The following is an 18,668-nucleotide window of genomic DNA, read 5'->3' on the forward strand; positions in this document are numbered from 1 at the left end:
TATTTCCCATACAAACAGCCCAAATAGTCACGACGGCAATGGCGGATGAAAAACGTCACCCACCCATTGACCGGGCTTTACAGTGCAGGCGAAAGCATCAATAACAAGCTGCAAATCAGCCCGACAAACCACGCCAGGCTGCGCTGCCAGTGCAAATCCGCCCAGTAGCAAACCAGATACACAACCCGCGCGATCACAAACGTCAGCGCCAGTGCATTGATCAAATACCCCTGAGTTTGTGTGACATGGGCCATCAATACGCCCACGGCAAACAGCGGGAATGCCTCAAAGCTGTTCAAATGCGCCGCTAATGCGCGCGCGCCAAAACCGGTGAGCTGGGCCTGCTGGCTACGCGGATGATGGTTGTCGTAGTGACCACCGCCCTGCTGCTGCATTGCTTTGGCCACTGGAATCTTGGCGATAAAGATCAATAGCGCACTGATAAACACACACCAAAATGGCAGACTCATTCAGCCTTCTCCTTTACCGGTTCAATTGTTGGGGTTTGGGTGTAAACCATGACCTCAAGCACATCTGAGTGGAACTCACGGCGGTACAGGATCATGACCACACCCGTGGTCACTGCGATGAAAAACCATGGATTGATAAACCAGGCCAAGGTCGCCATGCCGAAGTAGTAAGCACGCAGCCCATAGTTAAACTGGTTGGCCGCCATTGAGATGACGCGAGCAGTGCGTTCACTGAAGGCCTTGCGCTCTTGCTCTGTCACATTGCGCTCGCCAACCATAGGCGCTGAGCCCACCAGGATTGCAGCAAAGTTGTACTGACGCATGCACCAGCTAAAGGTGAAAAAAGCGTAGACAAAGACCACGCCTAAACCCAATAACTTGACTTCAGACAAACTGCGGCTGGCCTCTTGCACAAAGGGTAAATCTGCCAACAAGGAAAGCGCCCGGTCAGATGAGCCCAATACGGTCAAAATACCGGCCAGAATAATCAGCGTGCTCGATGCAAAAAATGAAGCATTACGCTCCAGGTTGCCAATAACGTTAGCATCGGCGATGCGATTTTCGCGCAGCAACATGCGGCGCATCCAATCTTCACGATACAAATGCAGGACACTGGCAAGACAAGGTGTCGTCTTGGCCTTTGCCAAGGAATAACGGCTGTAGCCGATCCAGCAAATCAAGAACCAGATGACTGCAATCAGATGCGGCAGGTGAACATCACTAATCGACATGGGTACTCCTTGTTAGCCCATGGCGATTATAGACAAGCTGCAACCCTGACTGCCTAACAAAAACCAATGCTTTAACAAAACCCGCGCAATAAGAAGCCGCCTTAAAGGCGGCTTCTTATTGAACAAATTGCAGCTTCCTGCGTTAGGCCGTCACGGCGTCCGGTCGCCCTGCAATGCGGTCAACAATCACTGCCAGTAGCAAGGTTGCCATTACCGGCAACACCCACCCAAGGCTCTGCTCAGAAAGTGGTAGCTGGGAAAAAATACTTGGCACTAGATTTTTAAAGCCCGCAGCTGACAAGGCGGCTTCAAAGCCGAAAATGAAAGCAATCGACATCACAGGTATAAACACTCGAGATGACGACAACCAGAACCGATCAAGCAAGCTCAAGCAAATCAACACGATCGCCAGTGGGTACAAGCCAACCAATACAGGTACTGACAAGCTGATCAACTGAGTCAGGCCTTGATTCGCTACCAGCAAACTAAACACACCCAAAACCACCACTACCACGCGGTATGGCAGGACTGGCAACAGCTCACTGAAGAACTCGCCACAAGCCGTCAACAAACCAACGGCTGTGGTCAAGCAGGCCAAGGTAATGACCACAGCCAGTAGCAAACTGCCCGCCGTACCGAAGGTGTGCTGTACATAAGCGGTCAGAATCTGAACGCCATTTTGGGCTTCACCGGCAATGCCTTGGCTGGTTGCACCGAGGTAAAACAGTGCCAGATACACCAGCGACAACCCCGTTGCAGCAATCAAACCGGCAATAATCGAGTAACGCGTGATCAACTTGCTATCGGTGACGCCACGATCCCGAATCGCCATGGCGATAACAATGCCAAAAACCAATGCACCCAAGGTGTCCATGGTCAGGTAACCCTGCAAGAAGCCTTGCACAAAAGGTGCAGACTGATACTCAGCAGTGGTTTGGCCGATCTCGCCCGCCGGAACCAGGAGCGCCGCACCACCAAGCACCAACAAAGCGGCCAGCAAAACCGGGGTGATAAATTTACCGATACGATCAACCAGCCGCCCCGGGTTGAGTGACAAGAACATCACGGCGGCAAAATACGCCAAGGTATAGATCAGCAGCGCAGTACCGTTCTCACCCGTAAATGGTGCGACACCCATCTCGAACGAAACCACTGCCGTGCGCGGGGTCGCAAACAGCGGGCCAATCGCCAGATAAACCGCCACAGCAAAGGCAATGCCCGCCGCTTTACCCAGTGGTGCAGTCAACAGCGCCATGCCACCACCAACGCGAGCCAGCGCAACGATTGTCAACAAGGGTAAGCCTACGCCAGTCAGCAAGAAACCAATCGCGGCCATGCCCATGTTGCCGCCCGCCGCCATACCGGCGCTTGGCGGAAAAATAATATTGCCTGCACCGAGAAATAGGGCAAACGTCATAAAACCTAGGGCCAGGAGATCTGAGCCTTTTAAACGAGTCATAGTGGGGAATACCGCATGCAGAAAATAATGAGTTCCGAGGGTTTCCCGAAGGATCGGGGGAAACGGCGCCGTGCGGGTTAAGCACAACCACTGGGGGGTCGAAGGCCTCTTGTAAAAGCCCTGACCAAGTTATCTCTGCAATGTTATCAAATACGGCCCTCAAGCGGCATTGACCTAGGGCAGTGTGTCGACGCGCAATAACTTGGTGTCGCATCAACTACTTTTAACCTGGATGCATCGACGACTGGTCGGCACCACGGCGGCATGGCCTATTGGGTGACAAGGCGTAAATATGAAAAAACCCGGCACAGGGCCGGGTCTTTTACGACGGGTTAAAGCTCAGATCAAACTGGGGCTTTAGCGCGCGACTTGTATTCACCGGTACGGGTGTCGATTTCGATCCAATCGTCGATCTCGCAGAAGTCAGCAACTTTGACTTCAGTACCGTTGCTCAGCTTGGCTGGCTTCATCACTTTGCCAGAGGTGTCGCCACGGGCGGAACCTTCGGTGTAAGTGATCTGGCGAACGATAGTGGTCGGCAGATCAACCGAAACTACTTTGCCTTCGAAGAATACGGCTTCGCAAACGTCGGTCATGCCATCAACGATGTAAGGAAGAACGCTTTCCAGGTCTTCTTTGTTCAGCTCGTACTGATTGAACTCTTCGTCCATGAACACGTAGTTTGGCTCGCTGTAATACGAGTAAGTCACGTCAACACGGTCCAGGATAACTGGTTCAAGCTTATCGTCTGCTTTGTAAACGGTTTCTGTCGAAGAGCCGGTCAGCAGGTTGCGCAATTTCATTTTAACGATGGCGCTGTTACGACCGGATTTGGTGAACTCGGCTTTCTGGATGAGCCAAGGCTGGCCGTCGATCAGAGCCACACTGTTGGGCTTCATTTCTTGTGCGGTTTTCATACTAATATCCGGATATGAATGGAGTTACAGAATTCTAGGTGGCGTATCATATCCAATTTTGCTGAAACTGCACCAGCGCAGCAGCAAGATCTGTGTGAGAAGCCTGTTCTAGACACCATTTTTCTGCATGAACGGTCAGCTCTTCAGCGTTTTCAAGCCACAACGACCAACTTTTGCTCACCGATTGAGCACTATTCCAGTCTCGCCACAGTGACAACAGCGCCTCACTGGCAGGTGCAGACAAACCATCGATATAGCGTTTTAGAAACGCCTCAAGTTTGTCCAGATGGGCACCCTCCTCTTGCGAGTAGATATGCCAAAGCATCGGCCGACCTGCCCACTGCGCCCGCAAGAATGAATCCTCGCCGCGCACTGCATTGAAGTCACAACTCCACAGCAAGCGGTCGTATTGGCTTTGCTCGATAAAGGGCAGCACATTGATCTGCAACTGGCCATGCACCCGACAATCACCCGCCCGCAACTGCTCACCGCCAACCCAGGCTTGGACATCCGCCAGAATTCGCCCCTCGGGCACCAGTAGCTGAGTGGCTTGCCTATTTACGGCCAAAGCCTCGAGCCAACTGGACAAGGCCGGGTTTTCATAGGCAAACAAGGAGATCAGCCGTGCACCGGCCACAGGCTCAACCCCGAGACCACGCAGAAAGGCTGGGCGTGCAGCAGGCGCTGCCTGAAACGCCTGACGCTCAGTTATAAGCGCAGCCTCGCGTAACAAGCCGCCAGTGTCTTTACTAAATCCGGGGAAGAAGAAGTATTTCTGCAAGCCATTGGACTGCATAGATGGCAAGCCATGGCAGCCTGCCACCCACTCTTCGGCACTGAGGTACTCCAAATTCAACCATAACGGCTTGCGCTCACGCGCTGCCATCGCGGCTATATAAGCCTCTGGCAGGTGGCAGGCAAACCCTTCAACCACCACATCTGCTGGATCGGTATCTAGCCACTGCTCATGCCACGCATGAACAGCAACCCCCTGCTGGACCTGACAATCAGCATTGGCATCTGCCGCTGGGCAAATTCGCGCGAAGGCACTGACATCATCAACCCACAGGCGAACAACCCCGTTATGTTCAGCCACCAGTTGCTTGGCCAAGCGCCAAGTCACCCCTATGTCGCCGAAGTTATCCACCACACTGCAGAAAATATCCCACTTCACAGCACGCACCGCTGATATTCGATGAGCCAGTTTACCGTGCGTCATCGCCCGCTACATCCTCAATAGGTGCCAGCGCGCAAATTAATATCTATTGACCAGTGGTGAATCACAGATAAAGAAAACCCGCCACGAAGGCGGGTAAAGGGAGGAGCAACACAAAGGAAAATCGCTGTACTGCCAACGCTAAGGCAGGTTAAAGATCAGGCAGCAAATGACTGGAGGCCCTTATGACGCATGAGCTGCTCAATTTCCCACACCGACTGGTTGGCAATGGCAGCATCAAGGGATGTGAAAGGTCCTGACTTTTGCACGCCATCAACGACTACATACCAACAGGCTAATGATCCTGCGGCCCGTAACGCCGCCGGTACTGCACTGCCAACGACTGACATGATGTTGATGTGTGACATGGTCACCTCCAGAACTTTGCTTGAGACAAACGATATGCCTGCAGCCCCGTCAGGTGAAATCAGTCGAATTGATAGTCGTTATCTATAGAAAACATGGCCTGAGCTGTAACGTCTGGATCAATCACCTTTTGCGCCGGCTTCGACCTCGTGCGTTGCTGTCGCCCCCACGCAAAACATTCAACCCCCAACCCATTGCAAATGCCTCCGGCCTGAAGCGCTTTTCGGGAACAATCTCCCAAAACGTAAGCAAGTGGCCGATAAACGAACGCTTTACTACAGGATGGTGGGTCTATTTGAAACTCAAAGATTTCTCTACAAATGCTTAATAAACAGCAACTTATCTTATTTATCACAACACTGAAATTGCCCAGACTGTTGTTTATTAGCCTTTAAGCTAGTTGACCATACTAACTAGTTGGTACATTTTGCTCTGAAGCGCCCTGGACCTCGTATTCAGAAGCACAAAAATAAGAGTGGAGTACCTTTAAATGCCTCGTACCATTTTGGTCCTTAACGGACCTAACCTGAACATGCTCGGCACCCGCGAGCCGGCCACCTACGGTCATGAAACCCTGTCTGATATCGCCGAGCTCTGTCGCCATAGCGCCAAGCAACACGGCTTTGAGGCTGAGTTTGAGCAGACCAACCACGAAGGCGAGTTGATTACCTGGATACATCAGGCACGCAACCGCTGCGCCGGAATTGTCATCAACCCCGGTGCCTGGACCCACACCTCAGTGGCCATTCGTGATGCCCTAGTTGCAAGCGAAGTCCCAGTTATCGAAGTGCACCTTTCCAACGTCCATAAGCGCGAAGAGTTTCGCCATCACTCCTATGTTTCCGCAATCGCGGTTGGGGTGATTTGTGGTCTTGGCAGCAATGGCTATCGCATGGCAATCGAACACTTCGCTCACCTTCTGCAGGACTGATGTTTATGCCGCAGCTTAAAACCCCTGGCATTCTTGCTGGCCTGATCGGCGCGGGTATTCAAGCCTCGCGAACACCTGCCATGCACGAGCATGAGGCCGATGCGCAGGGTATACGATGCCTGTACCGCCTGATTGATCTCGACACCCTGAAACTGGATCTAAACGCCCTGCCCGACCTACTTAAAGGTGCGCAGAACAGCGGTTTCACAGGGCTCAACATCACCTTTCCTTGCAAGCAAGCCGTTATCCCATTGCTTGATGAGCTGTCAGCCGAAGCCCGTGGCATAGGCGCAGTCAATACCGTGGTGTTCAGCGATGGCAAGCGCATTGGCCACAACACTGACTGCCTTGGCTTTGCCGAAGGTTTTCGTCGTGGTTTGGCCGATGTTGCTCGCGCACAAGTGGTCCAAATGGGCGCAGGTGGCGCAGGTGCTGCTGTCGCCCATGCGCTGCTGAGCGAGGGCGTAGAGCAACTGATTATTTTTGATGTCGACGCCAGTCGCACACAGAAGTTAGCTGACAATCTAAACCAGAGCTTTTCTTGCAACCGCGCGCAGGTCGGAGTCGACTTGCTCAGTGCAATGCAAGGTGCCGATGGACTGGTCAACACCACACCAATGGGCATGCAAAAGCTACCGGGTATGCCTGTACCCAAAGCTTTGTTGCGCACAGATTTGTGGGTGGCCGAGATTGTCTACTTCCCACTTGAAACCGAGCTGCTGCGTGAAGCCCGTGCGTTGGGTTGTCGCACGCTTGATGGCAGCACCATGGCGGTATTTCAAGCAGTCAAAGCCTTTGAGTTGTTCAGCGGTCTAGAAGCCGATGCTCAACGCATGCAAGAACACTTTAATGCGATGAGCTGAGCAATCACTGCGCCGTGCTTAACAATAAGAATGGCCCCAGGTGCCTTGCGCACTGGCCAGCCTTGTGAGGTCAAAATGACAAAAATCGTCAACCTGTACTTTAGCCTGCTGAAACTAATTATTGTCCTGTGCATGCTGAGCATGGTGGTGATGGTGTTTGGCAACGTGGTCATGCGATATGCCTTCAACTCGGGCATTACCGTTTCTGAAGAGCTGTCGCGCTGGCTGTTCGTGCTGATGGTGTTTCTTGGCGCCCTGGTGGCCTTGCGTGAGCGCAGCCACCTCGGTCTGGATTTGATCATCAAGAAAATGCCCCCCGCAGGTCGCAATACCTGCCTTGCCCTGGGTCACCTGATGATGCTGTTCATCGCTTGGCTGGTGCTAAGCGGCAGTTGGCAGCAAGCGCAAATCAATCTTAACGTCGCCGCCCCCGCCTCTGGCCTGTCCATGGCTTGGTTTTATGGTGTCGGCGTGCTGTTTGGCGTGACGGCCATCCCCGTAATTGCTTACGACCTTGTAATGGCCTTGCGCGGCCAATTGCCACAAGGCAAGCCCGACTATTTACCGAGCCCGCAGGGGGCTAAGCCATGACTCTCGCGCTATTTCTCGGCACTCTGCTTGGCACCATGGCGTTAGGTATACCCATCGCGTTTGCCCTTTTGATGGTCAGCGTTGCCTTGATGTGGCAGCTTGATCTGTTCGATGCGCAAATCATCGCGCAGAACCTGCTTAACGGCGCCGACAGCTTCCCATTACTGGCTGTACCCTTCTTCATGCTTGCTGGCGAAGTGATGAATGCGGGTGGCCTGTCCAGGCGCATAGTTAACATCGCCATGGCCTTGGTTGGCCACAAGCGCGGCGGCCTCGGTTACGTGGCAATCATCGCCTCATGCCTGTTGGCTTCATTATCAGGTTCTGCTGTGGCCGATGCGGCAGCACTGGCTGCCCTGTTAGTGCCGATGATGGTACAAGCTGGGCATAACCGTGAGCGTGCAGCCGGGCTGATTGCTTCAGGGGGGATCATTGCACCGATCATTCCACCGAGCATTGGCTTTATCGTATTTGGCGTGGCTTCGGGCGTATCGATCTCCAAGCTTTTCCTAGCGGGAATAGTGCCAGGCATCATGCTCGGAGGCGCGCTAGCTATCGCCTGGTGGTTTGTCTCACGCAGTGAGAATGTCGAGGTACCGCCGAAGCGCAGTCGCAGCGAAATCATCAAAACCCTGCTCGATGGCAGTTGGGCCATGGGCTTGCCGATCATCATTATTGTCGGCCTCAAATTCGGTATTTTTACCCCGACCGAAGCGGCAGTGGTGGCGGCTGTTTATGCCCTGTTCGTGTCGCTGGTGATCTACCGTGAGCTGAAAATCAGCCAGCTATTTGAAGTCGTGTTATCGGCGGCTAAAACCACTTCAGTGGTGATGTTGCTGGTCGCGGCAGCTATGGTTTCATCATGGTTGGTGACCATTGCTGATCTGCCAGGACAACTCACTGATCTGCTTGCGCCATTCCTCGACTCGCCCACTTTACTACTGCTGATGGTCATGCTGCTGATCATTCTGGTCGGCATGGTCATGGACATGACCCCTTCGATCCTGATTTTGACCCCAGTATTGATGCCCGTCATGAAACAGGCAGGTATCGATCCTGTGTATTTTGGCGTGCTGTTTCTTGTGAACACTTCAATTGGTCTGATTACCCCACCAGTGGGCACTGTGCTCAACGTGGTCTGCGGGGTTTCCAAACTGCGCATAGACGAAATCACACGAGGCGTCTGGCCGTTCCTGTTGGCACAGGTGATTGTCCTGATTCTTCTGGTGTTGTTCCCACAACTGGTTTTGGGACCTTTGAAGTTCTTCACCGGTTGACGTTTTTATCCACCGCAAGCCCGTAACTCAAACAATAACGATGGAGTGTCCAAACGATGACTAAATGGTTTAAACCCCTGCTGACTTCCGCCTGCCTTGCAGGCCTGCTGCTTAATAGTGTCTCGGCCCATGCCGAAATTAGTGAGCACACCCTGCGTTTTGCTTTCCAGAATAGCAATGACCACCCCCAAGCGTTGGGTGCCAAGAAGTTTGCTGAGCTGGTCAAAGAGAAAAGTGGCGGAAAAATGAAAGTCCGCCTGTTCCCGGGCGGAGTGCTCGGCGGCGATCTGCAAACAGTTTCCGCACTCCAGGGCGCAACTCTGGACCTTACTGTGCTTAACTCGGGAATCCTCGCAGCTCAGGTACCTGAGTTCGCCCTGCTCGACTTCCCATTTCTGTTTAACAGTACCAGTGAAGCGCAAGCCGTAATTGACGGACCAGTGGGTCAAGAACTGTCGAAACGCCTGGAAGGCAAAGGCCTTAAAACCTTGGGCTATTGGGATCTGGGTTTCCGCAACCTGACCAACAGCAAACACCCAGTTACCAAGTGGGAAGATATGGCTGGTCTGAAAATACGCGTAATCCAGTCGCCAATTTATCTGGAAACGTTCAAGGCCTTGGGTGCCAACCCAGTGCCAATGCCTTTCCCAGAGGTCTATACAGGCCTTGAGCAGCGCACCGTTGACGGCCAGGAAAACCCCTTCACCGTTATTGAGAACACCAAGTTTAACGAAGTGCAGAAATACCTGTCGGTTACTCAGCACATCTACAACCCACAGTCGTTCATCATTGGCGAGAAGAGCTGGGGCAAGCTCAATGCCGAAGAACAAGCAGTGATTACTGATGCAGCCAAAGAAGCCACAACTTATCAGCGCCAGATTACCGAGGCCGCTCAGGACGCAGCATTTGCTGAGCTGTCTAAGGACATGGAGGCCAACACTGTGAGCCCAGCAGAAATGGATCGCTTCCGCGAAAAGGTCAAACCGGTTATCGAGCAGTTCTCCAAAGACATGGATCCTGCGCTCGTAAAATCAATGTACGACACCATCGAAAAAACTCGGGCGAACAACTGAAGCACTGCTCTCATGATAAGGCTCACACATTACGGAGCCAGTCAGTAGTAACCAAAAAAACGGCCATCAGGCCGTTTTTTTATGGGACGCTATTGATTCAGCGTTGCAAAAAACCCAAAACAGAATCGCAGATCATGCGTTTTTGTCGCTGCATGACCTCGTCGCTTTGCAGGTCAATCTGGAAGATCGAACTGAAGGTGTGGCGGTTGGAAACCCGATAAAAGCTGAATGAACTGATCAGCATATGCACATCCACCGGATCAAGCCCCTGACGGAACAATCCTGCCGCGGCACCACGTTCGAGGATCTCACCGAGCGACTTAAGCACATGACTGCTTAATGTGCGGATGGTTTCTGACTGGCCAACGTACTGACCAAAGTTGATATTCTCGATACTGACAATGCGCACGAAATCGACATTGCGGGCATGGTGATCGAAGGTGAACTCGACCAATCTGCGAATTGCCTCGACGGGCCCCAACTCCCCCAAATGCAACCCTTGTTCGGTTGAGCGAATATCGCCATAAAGCTTCTCCAACACCGCCTGGTAGAGCGACTCTTTACTGCCGAAGTAGTAGTAAATCATGCGCTTGGAGGTGTGTGTCCGCTCGGCTATAGCGTCCACCCGCGCACCTGAAAGGCCAAACTGAACAAACTCAGTAACCGCGGCTTGGAGAATATTCTCACGGGTTTTTTCTGGGTTGTTCTTGCGGCTTTTGCGCGGCGCACTGGCTGCGTCTTCGGCAAGCTCTGTTGTTATAGTCATAGTTACCGATCATTTGAATGCGTTGATCATGATTATGGTCGCGTATGCGTAGCGAAGAAAGCCCGGCACGACAATGTACAGAGCCCGCTTCTCAGCAATTTCACTACAGGCGCGGCTTAACAACGACCCCACTTCGCGCCTTGGCCATGGCTGCAAGCCGCACAGCTACGTTTGCCGCACCATAGCCGATATAGCCATTTTTGCGCTGCAACAGCTCAAAGAAGAAGCGCCCCTCGAAGGGTTCAGTGTACACATGGAACAGCTCGCCACCTTGGGCGTCACGGTCGTAGAGCACATTGTAGTAAGCCAGTTCGCTGAGGAACTCGTCATCGAAATCAAAGCGAGCAGCCAGATCATCATAATAATTCAGCGGAATATCCAGCAGCGGCACGCCTGCATCCTTGGCGCGGTTGATCTCAGTGAAAAGATCCTCGCAAGCAAAAGCGATGTGGTGCACGCCAGAGCCTCGATAGCTGGATAGCGCATGCGAGATCGCAGTATTGCGATTCTCCGAAATATTCAGCGGCAGACGTACGCTGCCATTGCGGCTGCGCAAGGCGCGGCTTTTGACCAGCCCATAGGGATCAGGCAGTACCACCTCATCATCGGCTTCGAAATCGAACAGGCTCTTGTAAAACAGCACCCAACTGTCGAGGTTATCTGCTGGAAGTGCCAACGCCATATGATCGATGCGCTGCAGATTGCCGGTAGGCTCCGCCTGGGCATCCACAACAAAATCGCTGTCGTATATGGTGGCTCCGGCCGGTGATTTGTCGAGCAAATAAATCAGACTGCCATCGGGTGCTCGCACTGAAGGGATTTCACGCTCGTTAGGGCCAACGAGACCGCGATAAGGCTGACCTTTGAACTGGCGCGCACGCTCCAGCGCATCCGCTGCATTACGTACTCGCAAGGCTGTCGCACACAGTGACGGGCCGTGCGCCTCGAAAAAACTATGGGCAAAGGAGTATGGCTCGGCGTTAAGCACAATATTAATATCGCCCTGACGCAACAAGCTAACGTCTTTAGAACGGTGCTTACCGGCCCGAGCAAACCCGAGGCGCTCTAACCAATTGCCCAGCTTACTGCCTTGCTCACTGTCGACGGCAAACTCAAGAAACTCAACACCGTCATACTGACTTGCCGCAGGCGGATCAAACAGCAAGTCGAGATCAGGCTGTGCAACCTCGACCTGCTCACGGGCCTGCTTTTCCAGCAAGTCACGGGTTTTCTCTTCCAGATAGAGCAATGACCGCAAACCATCCGCCGCATTGGCTCGCGGCGGAGCAGCACGGAAACCATCATTGAAAATCTCTAACGACAGCGGTCCCTTGTAGCCTGTACGCAGAATAGGTGCGAGGAAACCGGCTAGGTCGAACTCGCCCTGCCCTGGGAAACAGCGGAAATGCCGGCTCCACTCCAACACATCCATGGCCAAAATCGGAGCGTCAGCCATCTGTACAAAAAAGATCTTATCGCCCGGAATATCGGCGATCGCCGCAGGGTCACCTTTCAATGACAAGGTGTGGAAACTGTCGAGCAGCACCCCTAGCGCCGGGTGGTCCGCCTGTCGCACGATATCCCAGACCTGTTGGTAGGTGCTGACGTGGCGTCCCCAGGCCAACGCTTCATAGCCAATACGCAGGTTACGCGCACCCGCACGTTCAGCCAGTTGGCTAAGGTCATCAATCAGGATTTGCTCATCGCCCAGCGAATCAGCGGCCACATTACTGCATACCAATACCAGATCGGTACCCAATTCCTGCATCAGGTCAAACTTGCGCTCAGCGCGGTCGAGGTTGCGCTGCAAACGTTCGCGGCGGCAGCCCTCAAAGTCCCGAAACGGCTGAAACAAGGTGATTGCTATACCCAGGTCAGCACACATTTTCCGGACATCACGCGGGCTGCCTGCGTAATAAAGCAAATCGTTTTCAAAGATTTCGACACCGTCAAAACCGGCAGCAGCAATAGCTTCAAGCTTTTCTGGCAGGGTACCGCTCAAGGACACGGTGGCAATCGAACGCTGCATGCTCAAACTCCTGTTTTTATTGTCACTGCCGGACCTGTTCCGACATGGTTTCAAGTCAGCGCATATGACATGAGTAAAAACCACTATCGAGCAGAATCGGATCAGGGTATCTGGAGTATTCGAGCTTGTGTCCGATAGCGCAAACACTTTGAACTGCCTGGTTACTTTTCTGTTCGATTATCGAACAGGCAAGATCAAGAACTGACTTGATAAAATGCTTTAAATATAGAAATGGGCAAAAACATAGTAAACATCACCAATTCAGCTTAGGTAGAAGCTGATTCTCGACTGAGAAATGTACCAAACAGTTAACTAATTGTTCGATCAGCGAACAAAACCCGCCTCAGGTAATTGCGCCGTCTGCACTGAGCTTCCACTATGAAACTCTCAATGAAGTGCATAGCCCTCGTGGTGACGCCTTCTCAGATGTGCCGATAAATACAAATAAAGGTTCATTGCCATGTTGATATTACTTAGCGGCCTGAATGGCCAGCTGCGTCTGAACAGCCCAGTTGCTGTACCAACTCCCATCACCGATAGACGAATCAAGAGCACCTGCGCCCTGCATGGCGACAGTTTGTGTCCGTGATCTACAGCTAGCACCACAGCGCTGCGACAGCGCACCCTTTCAGCAAACCGACACGACTCACCCTGCTCTCGCAGCCAGGTGGTAGAACCGCGCTCGCCTATTGCATGCGTCTTTAAAACAATAAACCAAGGAAACACACATGACTGCTCAACGCCTCCGTATTCTGCCCGCCGCACTGGCAATCGCCATATCCAGTACAGGCCTACCGCTGCTAGCCCACGCGGCTGGCTTTGTCGAAGACGCCAAGGTTTCCACCAACCTGCGTAACTTCTACATTAACCGCAACTTCGTTGACTCCGACGCGCCGCAAAACTACGCCGAAGAATGGACACAGGCTTTCATTCTTAATGCTCAGTCAGGTTTCACTGAAGGCACCGTGGGTTTCGGCCTCGATACCCTTGGCATGCTGGCAATCAAGTTGGACGGCGGCAACGGAACCGACGGGACCGCCCTGCTTCCGGTTCACCACGACGGCCCATCTGATGACTTTGGCCGGTTGGCAGTGGCCGCTAAAGCCAGAATATCCAACACCGAATTAAAAGTCGGTGAATGGGTGCCTGTGCTGCCGATTCTGCGCTCTGATGATGGCCGCTCACTGCCGCAGACCTTCGAGGGTGCGCAGCTGACCTCCAAAGAGATTGACGGCCTTAATCTTTATGGCGGTCAGTTCCGCCAGAACAGCCCGCGTGACAGCGCAAGCATGGATGACATGAGCTACGGGGGCGCGTTTTCCGACCGTTTCAACTTTGCAGGTGGCGAATATGCATTCAACGACAAACGTACCCAAGTAGGTGTTTGGTACGCCGAACTGGAAGATGTTTACCAGCAACAATACTACAACCTGCAACACAGCCAGCCTGTGGGTGACTGGGTGCTGGGTGCCAACCTCGGTTTCTTTATTGGCAAAGAAGACGGCAGCGCACTGGCCGGTGACCTGGATAACAAAACTATTTCAGGCTTGTTCTCAGCCAAGTATGGCAGCAATACCTTCATTGTTGGTCTGCAGAAGCTCACCGGCGATAACAATTGGATGCGGGTCAACGGTACCAGCGGCGGAACCCTGGCCAACGACAGCTTCAACAACAGCTATGACAACGCCCAAGAGCGTTCCTGGCAGGTACGCCATGATTTCAACTTCGCAGGGCTTGGCGTTCCTGGTCTTACCCTGATGAACCGTTACATCAGTGGCGACAATGTACACACTGCAACCACAAGCGATGGCAAAGAATGGGGCCGCGAAACCGAACTGGCCTACACCATTCAGAGCGGTGCACTTAAAGCGCTGAATATGAAATGGCGCAACTCGACGCTGCGCCAGAACTTCGCCATGCGTGACATGGATGAAAACCGAATCATCATCAACTATCCGTTAGATATTCTTTAGGCTCTCCACGAAAGCGCCTGAGCTCGACGACTTTTCGTACAGAGCCTAAGTCCCCGCTAACCGGGCTTTTGCATTTCGTCGTTCATTTTGCTTGCTCCAGCGACCTTCAGCCCATCCTCGTGACGGGCTTTTTTTACGGCCCCCAAGCGTTCGCTTATCGAACGCTGATTACCCCGACCTTCAGCCCTAGCGCACAGGCAGCGACACTACAGTTGTACTATCAAGTAGGCACACTGCATGTCATTCACTCGCCACGGAGACGTTTTATGCAAACCATCGCCACACGCCAAAAATTGCACTTACCCAAGCTTGGCTTAGGGACTTGGCCCATGCTTGATGAAGAGTGCACCCACGCCGTTCAACAGGCATTAGCACTGGGTTACCGGCATATCGACACCGCCACCGGCTACAACAATGAAGCCGCTGTGGGTAAGGCATTAGCCGGCTCCAGCATCCCGCGTGAGCAAATACATGTCACGACTAAAGTGTGGTGGGACAAGTTACAACCGGAGGCGATGCGCCAATCCCTCGACGACAGCCTCAAAGCCTTGCAAAGTGATTACGTGGATCTGTTTTTGATTCACTGGCCAGGCAATGCCGGCAAGGATTGGAACCTTGAGCAGAGCATCGAAACCCTGGTCGAGTTGCAACAAAGTGGCAAAGCCAAACACATTGGCGTGGCCAATTTCACCCTGCCGATGTTGCGCCGTGCGGTAGACGAGTTAGGCGCGCCCTTGGCCGCCCTTCAGGTTGAATATCACCTGATGCTCGATCAACAACCTTTGCTCGATTTTGTTCGCCAACATGGCATGGCATTGACTGCCTACACGCCTTTGGCACGGGGCAAAGCGGCTGAAACCGCAGAGGTACAGCAGGTCGCCAAGAAACATGGCGTGCTACCAAGCCAAGTGGCCCTGCAGTGGTTATTGGCGCAAGACAGTGTCGCAGCGATTCCTAAGGCCAGCGGCAAAGCCAATCAGCAAAGTAACCTGGCAGCGCTTGATATTCGCCTCGATGGCGAAGACCTTGCACTGCTCGAACAGCTGCCGAAAAACGTTCGGGTGGTAAGCCCAGACTTCGCACCACAGTGGGATAAATAGCGCCATTATGGGTGCTGACCCTAGGGTGTGACAGGCGCAGCTTGTCCACCAAATATTGGCGAATTCACCGGGCATTTGCGTCGGGTGACGGCGGACAAAAAACGTTGTCCGCCTTACGCGCTACCGCAAATCATTCAAGCGGTAATGTGTCCACCAGAAGCCAACCATCAACCCAATATTCACGCAATTAAAGGGTCGAGCCAAGGCAACGAAATACAGTAAAAAAGGCGAACAACGCGCAACCTGTCCGCCATTTACATGCTTAATCCTGCAGCGACTCCACACCCATTTCATCCCAGACTTCTTCAGCCAAGTGAAAAGTCGCATTGGCCGCAGGAATGCCGCAGTAGATCGCACTTTGCATCAGTACTTCTTTGATTTCTTCGCGGGTTACGCCGTTGTTCTTGGCCGCCTTGAGATGCAACTTAAGCTCGCCCTCGCGATTCATGCCGATCAGCATGGCAATGGTGATCAGGCTGCGGGTATGGCGTGGTAAACCCGGGCGCGTCCATATATCGCCCCAGGCATGACGCGTGATCATCTCCTGGAACTCTTCATTGAACGGCGTCATTTTTTCCAGGCTGCGATCAACATGGGCATCACCCAATACTGAGCGACGTACCTGCATACCGGCTTCGTAGCGTTGTTTTTCGTCCATTATCAAAACTCCGATTAAGCCAGCAAGAAATCAAGCACAGACTGAGTAAACAACTCACCTGCTTCGACGTTGGACAAATGCGCCGCATGAAATTCCACCTGCTGGGCACCGGCAATACGTGAGCTCATAAACTGCCCATCAACTGGCGTTGTCACCACATCTTGAGTGCCACACACCACCAACACGGGCAATGTAATTGCAGCGATTTGCTCACGGAAATCGGCATCACGCACCGCCGCGCAATTGGCCGCATAGCCTTCAGGCGAGGTTTGCCCGAGCATACCAACGATGGGTTCGACTTTAGCTGGTTCGCTGGCTGCAAACCCCTCGGTAAACCACCGCGCAACCGAAGCGTCCCGCAAGGCTGCCATTGCTGCAGCGCCATCACGCAGCACCGTCTCAATACGTGGATTCCAGATATCTGGGGTACCGATTTTCGCTGCCGTGTTGCACACCACTACTTTCGTCAGACGCTGCGGCGCGTTAATCGCCAACCACTGGCCAATCAAACCACCCATCGACAGGCCACAGAAAGCCGCTTGCTGGATATCCAGCGCATCAAGCAAGGCCAGCACATCTCGGCCATTTTGCTCGATGCTGTAAGGGCCTTCGGTCACCAGTGATTTGCCATGTCCACGGGTGTCATAGCGCAACACACGAAAGTGTTCAGTGAATGCAGGAATCTGCACATCCCACATGTGCAAGTCGGTGCCCAAAGAGTTAGACAGCACCAATACAGGCGCATCAGCGGGACCTTCGAGCAGATAATTCAGTTCGCCATCAGCCAGTTGCACAGCAGACATTTGGGGCTCCTATTGGCAGAGATTTTGGTGTTCGGCTAAAGCGCGTTCGACCCAGCGCCGCGCCTGCCCGAGATAAAAGGCAGGATCAAGTAAACGATCCAATTCAGTAGCAGTGAGTTGCGCAGTCACCTCAGCATTTGCCCCCAGTACCGCACGTAAATGAACGCCTTGGGCTACCGCTTCGCGGCAACAATGTTCAAGTAAATGATGAGCCGCATCACGGCCAATTCGCTGGGCCAGAGCAATGCTGACAGCCTCAGCCAGCACCAGGCCTTGAGTCATCTCAAGATTCTCGCGCATACGCTGCGCTTGCACCTCTAGCCCCGGCACGACCAACAATGCTTGTTGCAGTGCCCCAGAAACAATGCAGCACAGCTCGGGCAGAGACTCCCATTCCGCGTGCCACAAGCCCAAGCTGCGCTCGTGCTCCTGTGGCATTGCCGAAAGCATGGTTGCGACCAAGCCCGGCGCACGCGTGGCTGCGCCGATCAGCACCGCGGCGCTGACCGGGTTACGCTTGTGCGGCATGGTTGATGAGCCGCCCTTACCCGGCGCGGCAGGCTCGAACACCTCACCCGCTTCGGTTTGCATCAGCAGGCTCAAGTCACGCCCCAGCTTGCCGAGACTACCGGCAAGCATGCCCAGCCAACTGGCAAACTCAACAAGTCGATCTCGTTGGGTATGCCAAGGTTGATCCGGCAAATTAAGCCCTAGCTCATCGGCCAAGGCCTCGCTGACCGGCCAAGCTTGATCACCCAATGCAGCCAAGCTGCCAGATGCTCCGCCAAACTGCAGGCACAGCAAGCGCGGTTTCAGCTCAGACAAGCGCTGACGATGGCGGCTAATCGCGCCCAAAATACCCGCCAACTTCATGCCCAAGGTCACCGGGGTTGCATGCTGCAACCATGTGCGCCCTGCCATTGGCGTATCCGCATGACGCTGGGCTTGTTGCGCCAGTGCATCACCCAATGCCTGCAAGGCCGGCTCAAGCAACTCAATTGCGCCGCGCAACTGCACGACCAAACCGCTGTCCATGACATCCTGACTGGTCGCACCTAAATGCACATAGCGCTCAGCTTCGACATTTTCACTGGCGACCCGCTTACCCAGGGCCTTGACCAATGGAATCGCTGAATTCCCCGCAATGGTGATGGCTTGCGCCAGCGCTGCAAAGTCAAAGTGATTGGCCTTGCAGGACACCTCGATTGGCCCAACAGCTGTCGCGGGGATCAAGCCAACGCGGCCTTGAGCACGGGCCAGCGCCGCTTCAAAATCGAGCATGCCCTGGACCCTGCCCTGATCGCAGAAGATCGCGCGCATGGCGGGCTGAGTGAAGTAGGCGTCGAATAGTTGGTTGCTCGGGCTGTTCAAGCCGGTGCTCCAGAAAGTTGGAATGAGTGCCTGTTTTATAGCAGTGAGCGCGCCAAGACCAGCAGCGGATTCGC

General features: G+C 53.6%; 18 protein-coding genes. 7 read left to right on the forward strand and 11 right to left on the reverse strand.

The window, feature by feature from the left end:
• Positions 1–77: 77 nt before the first annotated feature.
• The 6 genes from ACIGCM_RS10505 to ACIGCM_RS10530 form a co-directional block, all read right to left on the reverse strand.
• A complete protein-coding gene (locus ACIGCM_RS10505; protein WP_397502009.1) occupies positions 78–470 on the reverse strand; it encodes an MAPEG family protein in 393 nt (130 codons plus the stop codon).
• Positions 467–1,201 carry a DUF599 domain-containing protein gene (locus tag ACIGCM_RS10510; protein WP_397502010.1) on the reverse strand — a complete coding sequence of 245 codons (735 nt, stop codon included), beginning with the start codon at positions 1,199–1,201 and terminating at the stop codon, positions 467–469. Before ACIGCM_RS10510 ends, ACIGCM_RS10505 begins: the two co-directional genes overlap by 4 nt.
• 142 nt (positions 1,202–1,343) lie before the next feature.
• Positions 1,344–2,660: a branched-chain amino acid transport system II carrier protein gene (brnQ, locus tag ACIGCM_RS10515; RefSeq protein ID WP_397502011.1), complete on the reverse strand. Its 1,317-nt coding sequence runs from the start codon at positions 2,658–2,660 to the stop codon at positions 1,344–1,346.
• A gap of 344 nt (positions 2,661–3,004) precedes the next feature.
• Positions 3,005–3,577, reverse strand: coding sequence for an elongation factor P (gene efp / locus ACIGCM_RS10520; protein WP_339488265.1), 573 nt, complete (start codon positions 3,575–3,577; stop codon positions 3,005–3,007).
• Positions 3,578–3,623: 46 nt separating this feature from the next.
• Entirely contained in the window at positions 3,624–4,796 is a 1,173-nt protein-coding gene (gene earP, locus ACIGCM_RS10525; protein WP_397502012.1) for an elongation factor P maturation arginine rhamnosyltransferase EarP, read from the reverse strand.
• 155 nt (positions 4,797–4,951) lie between these two features.
• On the reverse strand, positions 4,952–5,161 hold the full coding sequence (locus tag ACIGCM_RS10530) for a hypothetical protein (RefSeq protein WP_397502013.1): 210 nt from the start codon (positions 5,159–5,161) through the stop codon (positions 4,952–4,954).
• Positions 5,162–5,649: 488 nt separating this feature from the next.
• Here ACIGCM_RS10530 and aroQ point away from each other — a divergent pair, with 488 nt between their 5' ends.
• The 5 genes from aroQ to ACIGCM_RS10555 all read left to right on the forward strand — a co-directional run bounded on the left by aroQ (position 5,650) and on the right by ACIGCM_RS10555 (position 9,894).
• The gene (aroQ, locus tag ACIGCM_RS10535) at positions 5,650–6,090 is read left to right on the forward strand and encodes a type II 3-dehydroquinate dehydratase (RefSeq protein ID WP_397502014.1); all 441 of its coding nucleotides are present in this window, start codon (positions 5,650–5,652) and stop codon (positions 6,088–6,090) included.
• Positions 6,091–6,095: 5 nt separating this feature from the next.
• Positions 6,096–6,953: a shikimate dehydrogenase gene (locus ACIGCM_RS10540; protein WP_397502015.1), complete on the forward strand. Its 858-nt coding sequence runs from the start codon at positions 6,096–6,098 to the stop codon at positions 6,951–6,953.
• 75 nt (positions 6,954–7,028) lie between these two features.
• A complete protein-coding gene (locus tag ACIGCM_RS10545) occupies positions 7,029–7,544 on the forward strand; it encodes a TRAP transporter small permease (protein ID WP_397502016.1) in 516 nt (171 codons plus the stop codon).
• The gene (locus tag ACIGCM_RS10550) at positions 7,541–8,821 is read left to right on the forward strand and encodes a TRAP transporter large permease subunit (RefSeq protein ID WP_397502017.1); all 1,281 of its coding nucleotides are present in this window, start codon (positions 7,541–7,543) and stop codon (positions 8,819–8,821) included. Before ACIGCM_RS10545 ends, ACIGCM_RS10550 begins: the two co-directional genes overlap by 4 nt.
• Before the next feature lie 56 nt (positions 8,822–8,877).
• Positions 8,878–9,894 carry a TRAP transporter substrate-binding protein gene (locus ACIGCM_RS10555; protein WP_397502018.1) on the forward strand — a complete coding sequence of 339 codons (1,017 nt, stop codon included), beginning with the start codon at positions 8,878–8,880 and terminating at the stop codon, positions 9,892–9,894.
• Positions 9,895–9,991: 97 nt separating this feature from the next.
• Here ACIGCM_RS10555 and ACIGCM_RS10560 read toward each other — a convergent pair whose 3' ends face one another.
• Positions 9,992–10,660 (reverse strand): TetR family transcriptional regulator, encoded by a 669-nt coding sequence (locus ACIGCM_RS10560; RefSeq protein ID WP_397502019.1) that lies wholly within the window; start codon positions 10,658–10,660, stop codon positions 9,992–9,994.
• 103 nt (positions 10,661–10,763) lie between these two features.
• The gene (gene quiC, locus ACIGCM_RS10565) at positions 10,764–12,689 is read right to left on the reverse strand and encodes a 3-dehydroshikimate dehydratase QuiC (protein WP_397502020.1); all 1,926 of its coding nucleotides are present in this window, start codon (positions 12,687–12,689) and stop codon (positions 10,764–10,766) included.
• A 728-nt stretch (positions 12,690–13,417) separates the two neighbouring features.
• Here quiC and ACIGCM_RS10570 point away from each other — a divergent pair.
• Both ACIGCM_RS10570 and ACIGCM_RS10575 read left to right on the forward strand, forming a co-directional pair.
• Complete coding sequence (locus tag ACIGCM_RS10570) at positions 13,418–14,662, forward strand: OprD family porin (RefSeq protein ID WP_397502021.1); 1,245 nt, start codon at positions 13,418–13,420, stop codon at positions 14,660–14,662.
• 266 nt (positions 14,663–14,928) lie between these two features.
• Positions 14,929–15,762 (forward strand): aldo/keto reductase, encoded by an 834-nt coding sequence (locus ACIGCM_RS10575; protein ID WP_397502022.1) that lies wholly within the window; start codon positions 14,929–14,931, stop codon positions 15,760–15,762.
• Between the two features lie 262 nt (positions 15,763–16,024).
• On the opposite strand, the gene pcaC is transcribed toward ACIGCM_RS10575, so the two are convergent.
• Genes pcaC through ACIGCM_RS10590 form a run of 3 tightly spaced genes read right to left on the reverse strand, consistent with a single transcriptional unit; the run spans position 16,025 to position 18,594 of the window.
• Positions 16,025–16,420, reverse strand: a complete 396-nt coding sequence (gene pcaC, locus ACIGCM_RS10580; RefSeq protein WP_397502023.1) for a 4-carboxymuconolactone decarboxylase — start codon at positions 16,418–16,420, stop codon at positions 16,025–16,027.
• 14 nt (positions 16,421–16,434) lie between these two features.
• Complete coding sequence (gene pcaD / locus ACIGCM_RS10585) at positions 16,435–17,223, reverse strand: 3-oxoadipate enol-lactonase (RefSeq protein ID WP_397502024.1); 789 nt, start codon at positions 17,221–17,223, stop codon at positions 16,435–16,437.
• 9 nt (positions 17,224–17,232) lie between these two features.
• Positions 17,233–18,594, reverse strand: a complete 1,362-nt coding sequence (locus tag ACIGCM_RS10590) for a 3-carboxy-cis,cis-muconate cycloisomerase (RefSeq protein WP_397502025.1) — start codon at positions 18,592–18,594, stop codon at positions 17,233–17,235.
• Between the last annotated feature and the right edge of the window lie 74 nt (positions 18,595–18,668).

It is taken from the genome of Pseudomonas sp. NPDC078700 (assembly GCF_044542375.1).
Lineage (GTDB): Bacteria > Pseudomonadota > Gammaproteobacteria > Pseudomonadales > Pseudomonadaceae > Aquipseudomonas.

Bases quoted from the DNA above. Each gene is read 5' to 3' on its own strand.
- ACIGCM_RS10505 (WP_397502009.1), bottom strand. From the start codon at position 470: ATGAGTCTGCCATTTTGGTGTGTGTTTATCAGTGCGCTATTGATCTTT.
- ACIGCM_RS10510 (WP_397502010.1), bottom strand. From the start codon at position 1,201: ATGTCGATTAGTGATGTTCACCTGCCGCATCTGATTGCAGTCATCTGG.
- brnQ (WP_397502011.1), bottom strand. From the start codon at position 2,660: ATGACTCGTTTAAAAGGCTCAGATCTCCTGGCCCTAGGTTTTATGACG.
- efp (WP_339488265.1), bottom strand. From the start codon at position 3,577: ATGAAAACCGCACAAGAAATGAAGCCCAACAGTGTGGCTCTGATCGAC.
- earP (WP_397502012.1), bottom strand. From the start codon at position 4,796: ATGACGCACGGTAAACTGGCTCATCGAATATCAGCGGTGCGTGCTGTG.
- ACIGCM_RS10530 (WP_397502013.1), bottom strand. From the start codon at position 5,161: ATGTCACACATCAACATCATGTCAGTCGTTGGCAGTGCAGTACCGGCG.
- aroQ (WP_397502014.1), top strand. From the start codon at position 5,650: ATGCCTCGTACCATTTTGGTCCTTAACGGACCTAACCTGAACATGCTC.
- ACIGCM_RS10540 (WP_397502015.1), top strand. From the start codon at position 6,096: ATGCCGCAGCTTAAAACCCCTGGCATTCTTGCTGGCCTGATCGGCGCG.
- ACIGCM_RS10545 (WP_397502016.1), top strand. From the start codon at position 7,029: ATGACAAAAATCGTCAACCTGTACTTTAGCCTGCTGAAACTAATTATT.
- ACIGCM_RS10550 (WP_397502017.1), top strand. From the start codon at position 7,541: ATGACTCTCGCGCTATTTCTCGGCACTCTGCTTGGCACCATGGCGTTA.
- ACIGCM_RS10555 (WP_397502018.1), top strand. From the start codon at position 8,878: ATGACTAAATGGTTTAAACCCCTGCTGACTTCCGCCTGCCTTGCAGGC.
- ACIGCM_RS10560 (WP_397502019.1), bottom strand. From the start codon at position 10,660: ATGACTATAACAACAGAGCTTGCCGAAGACGCAGCCAGTGCGCCGCGC.
- quiC (WP_397502020.1), bottom strand. From the start codon at position 12,689: ATGCAGCGTTCGATTGCCACCGTGTCCTTGAGCGGTACCCTGCCAGAA.
- ACIGCM_RS10570 (WP_397502021.1), top strand. From the start codon at position 13,418: ATGACTGCTCAACGCCTCCGTATTCTGCCCGCCGCACTGGCAATCGCC.
- ACIGCM_RS10575 (WP_397502022.1), top strand. From the start codon at position 14,929: ATGCAAACCATCGCCACACGCCAAAAATTGCACTTACCCAAGCTTGGC.
- pcaC (WP_397502023.1), bottom strand. From the start codon at position 16,420: ATGGACGAAAAACAACGCTACGAAGCCGGTATGCAGGTACGTCGCTCA.
- pcaD (WP_397502024.1), bottom strand. From the start codon at position 17,223: ATGTCTGCTGTGCAACTGGCTGATGGCGAACTGAATTATCTGCTCGAA.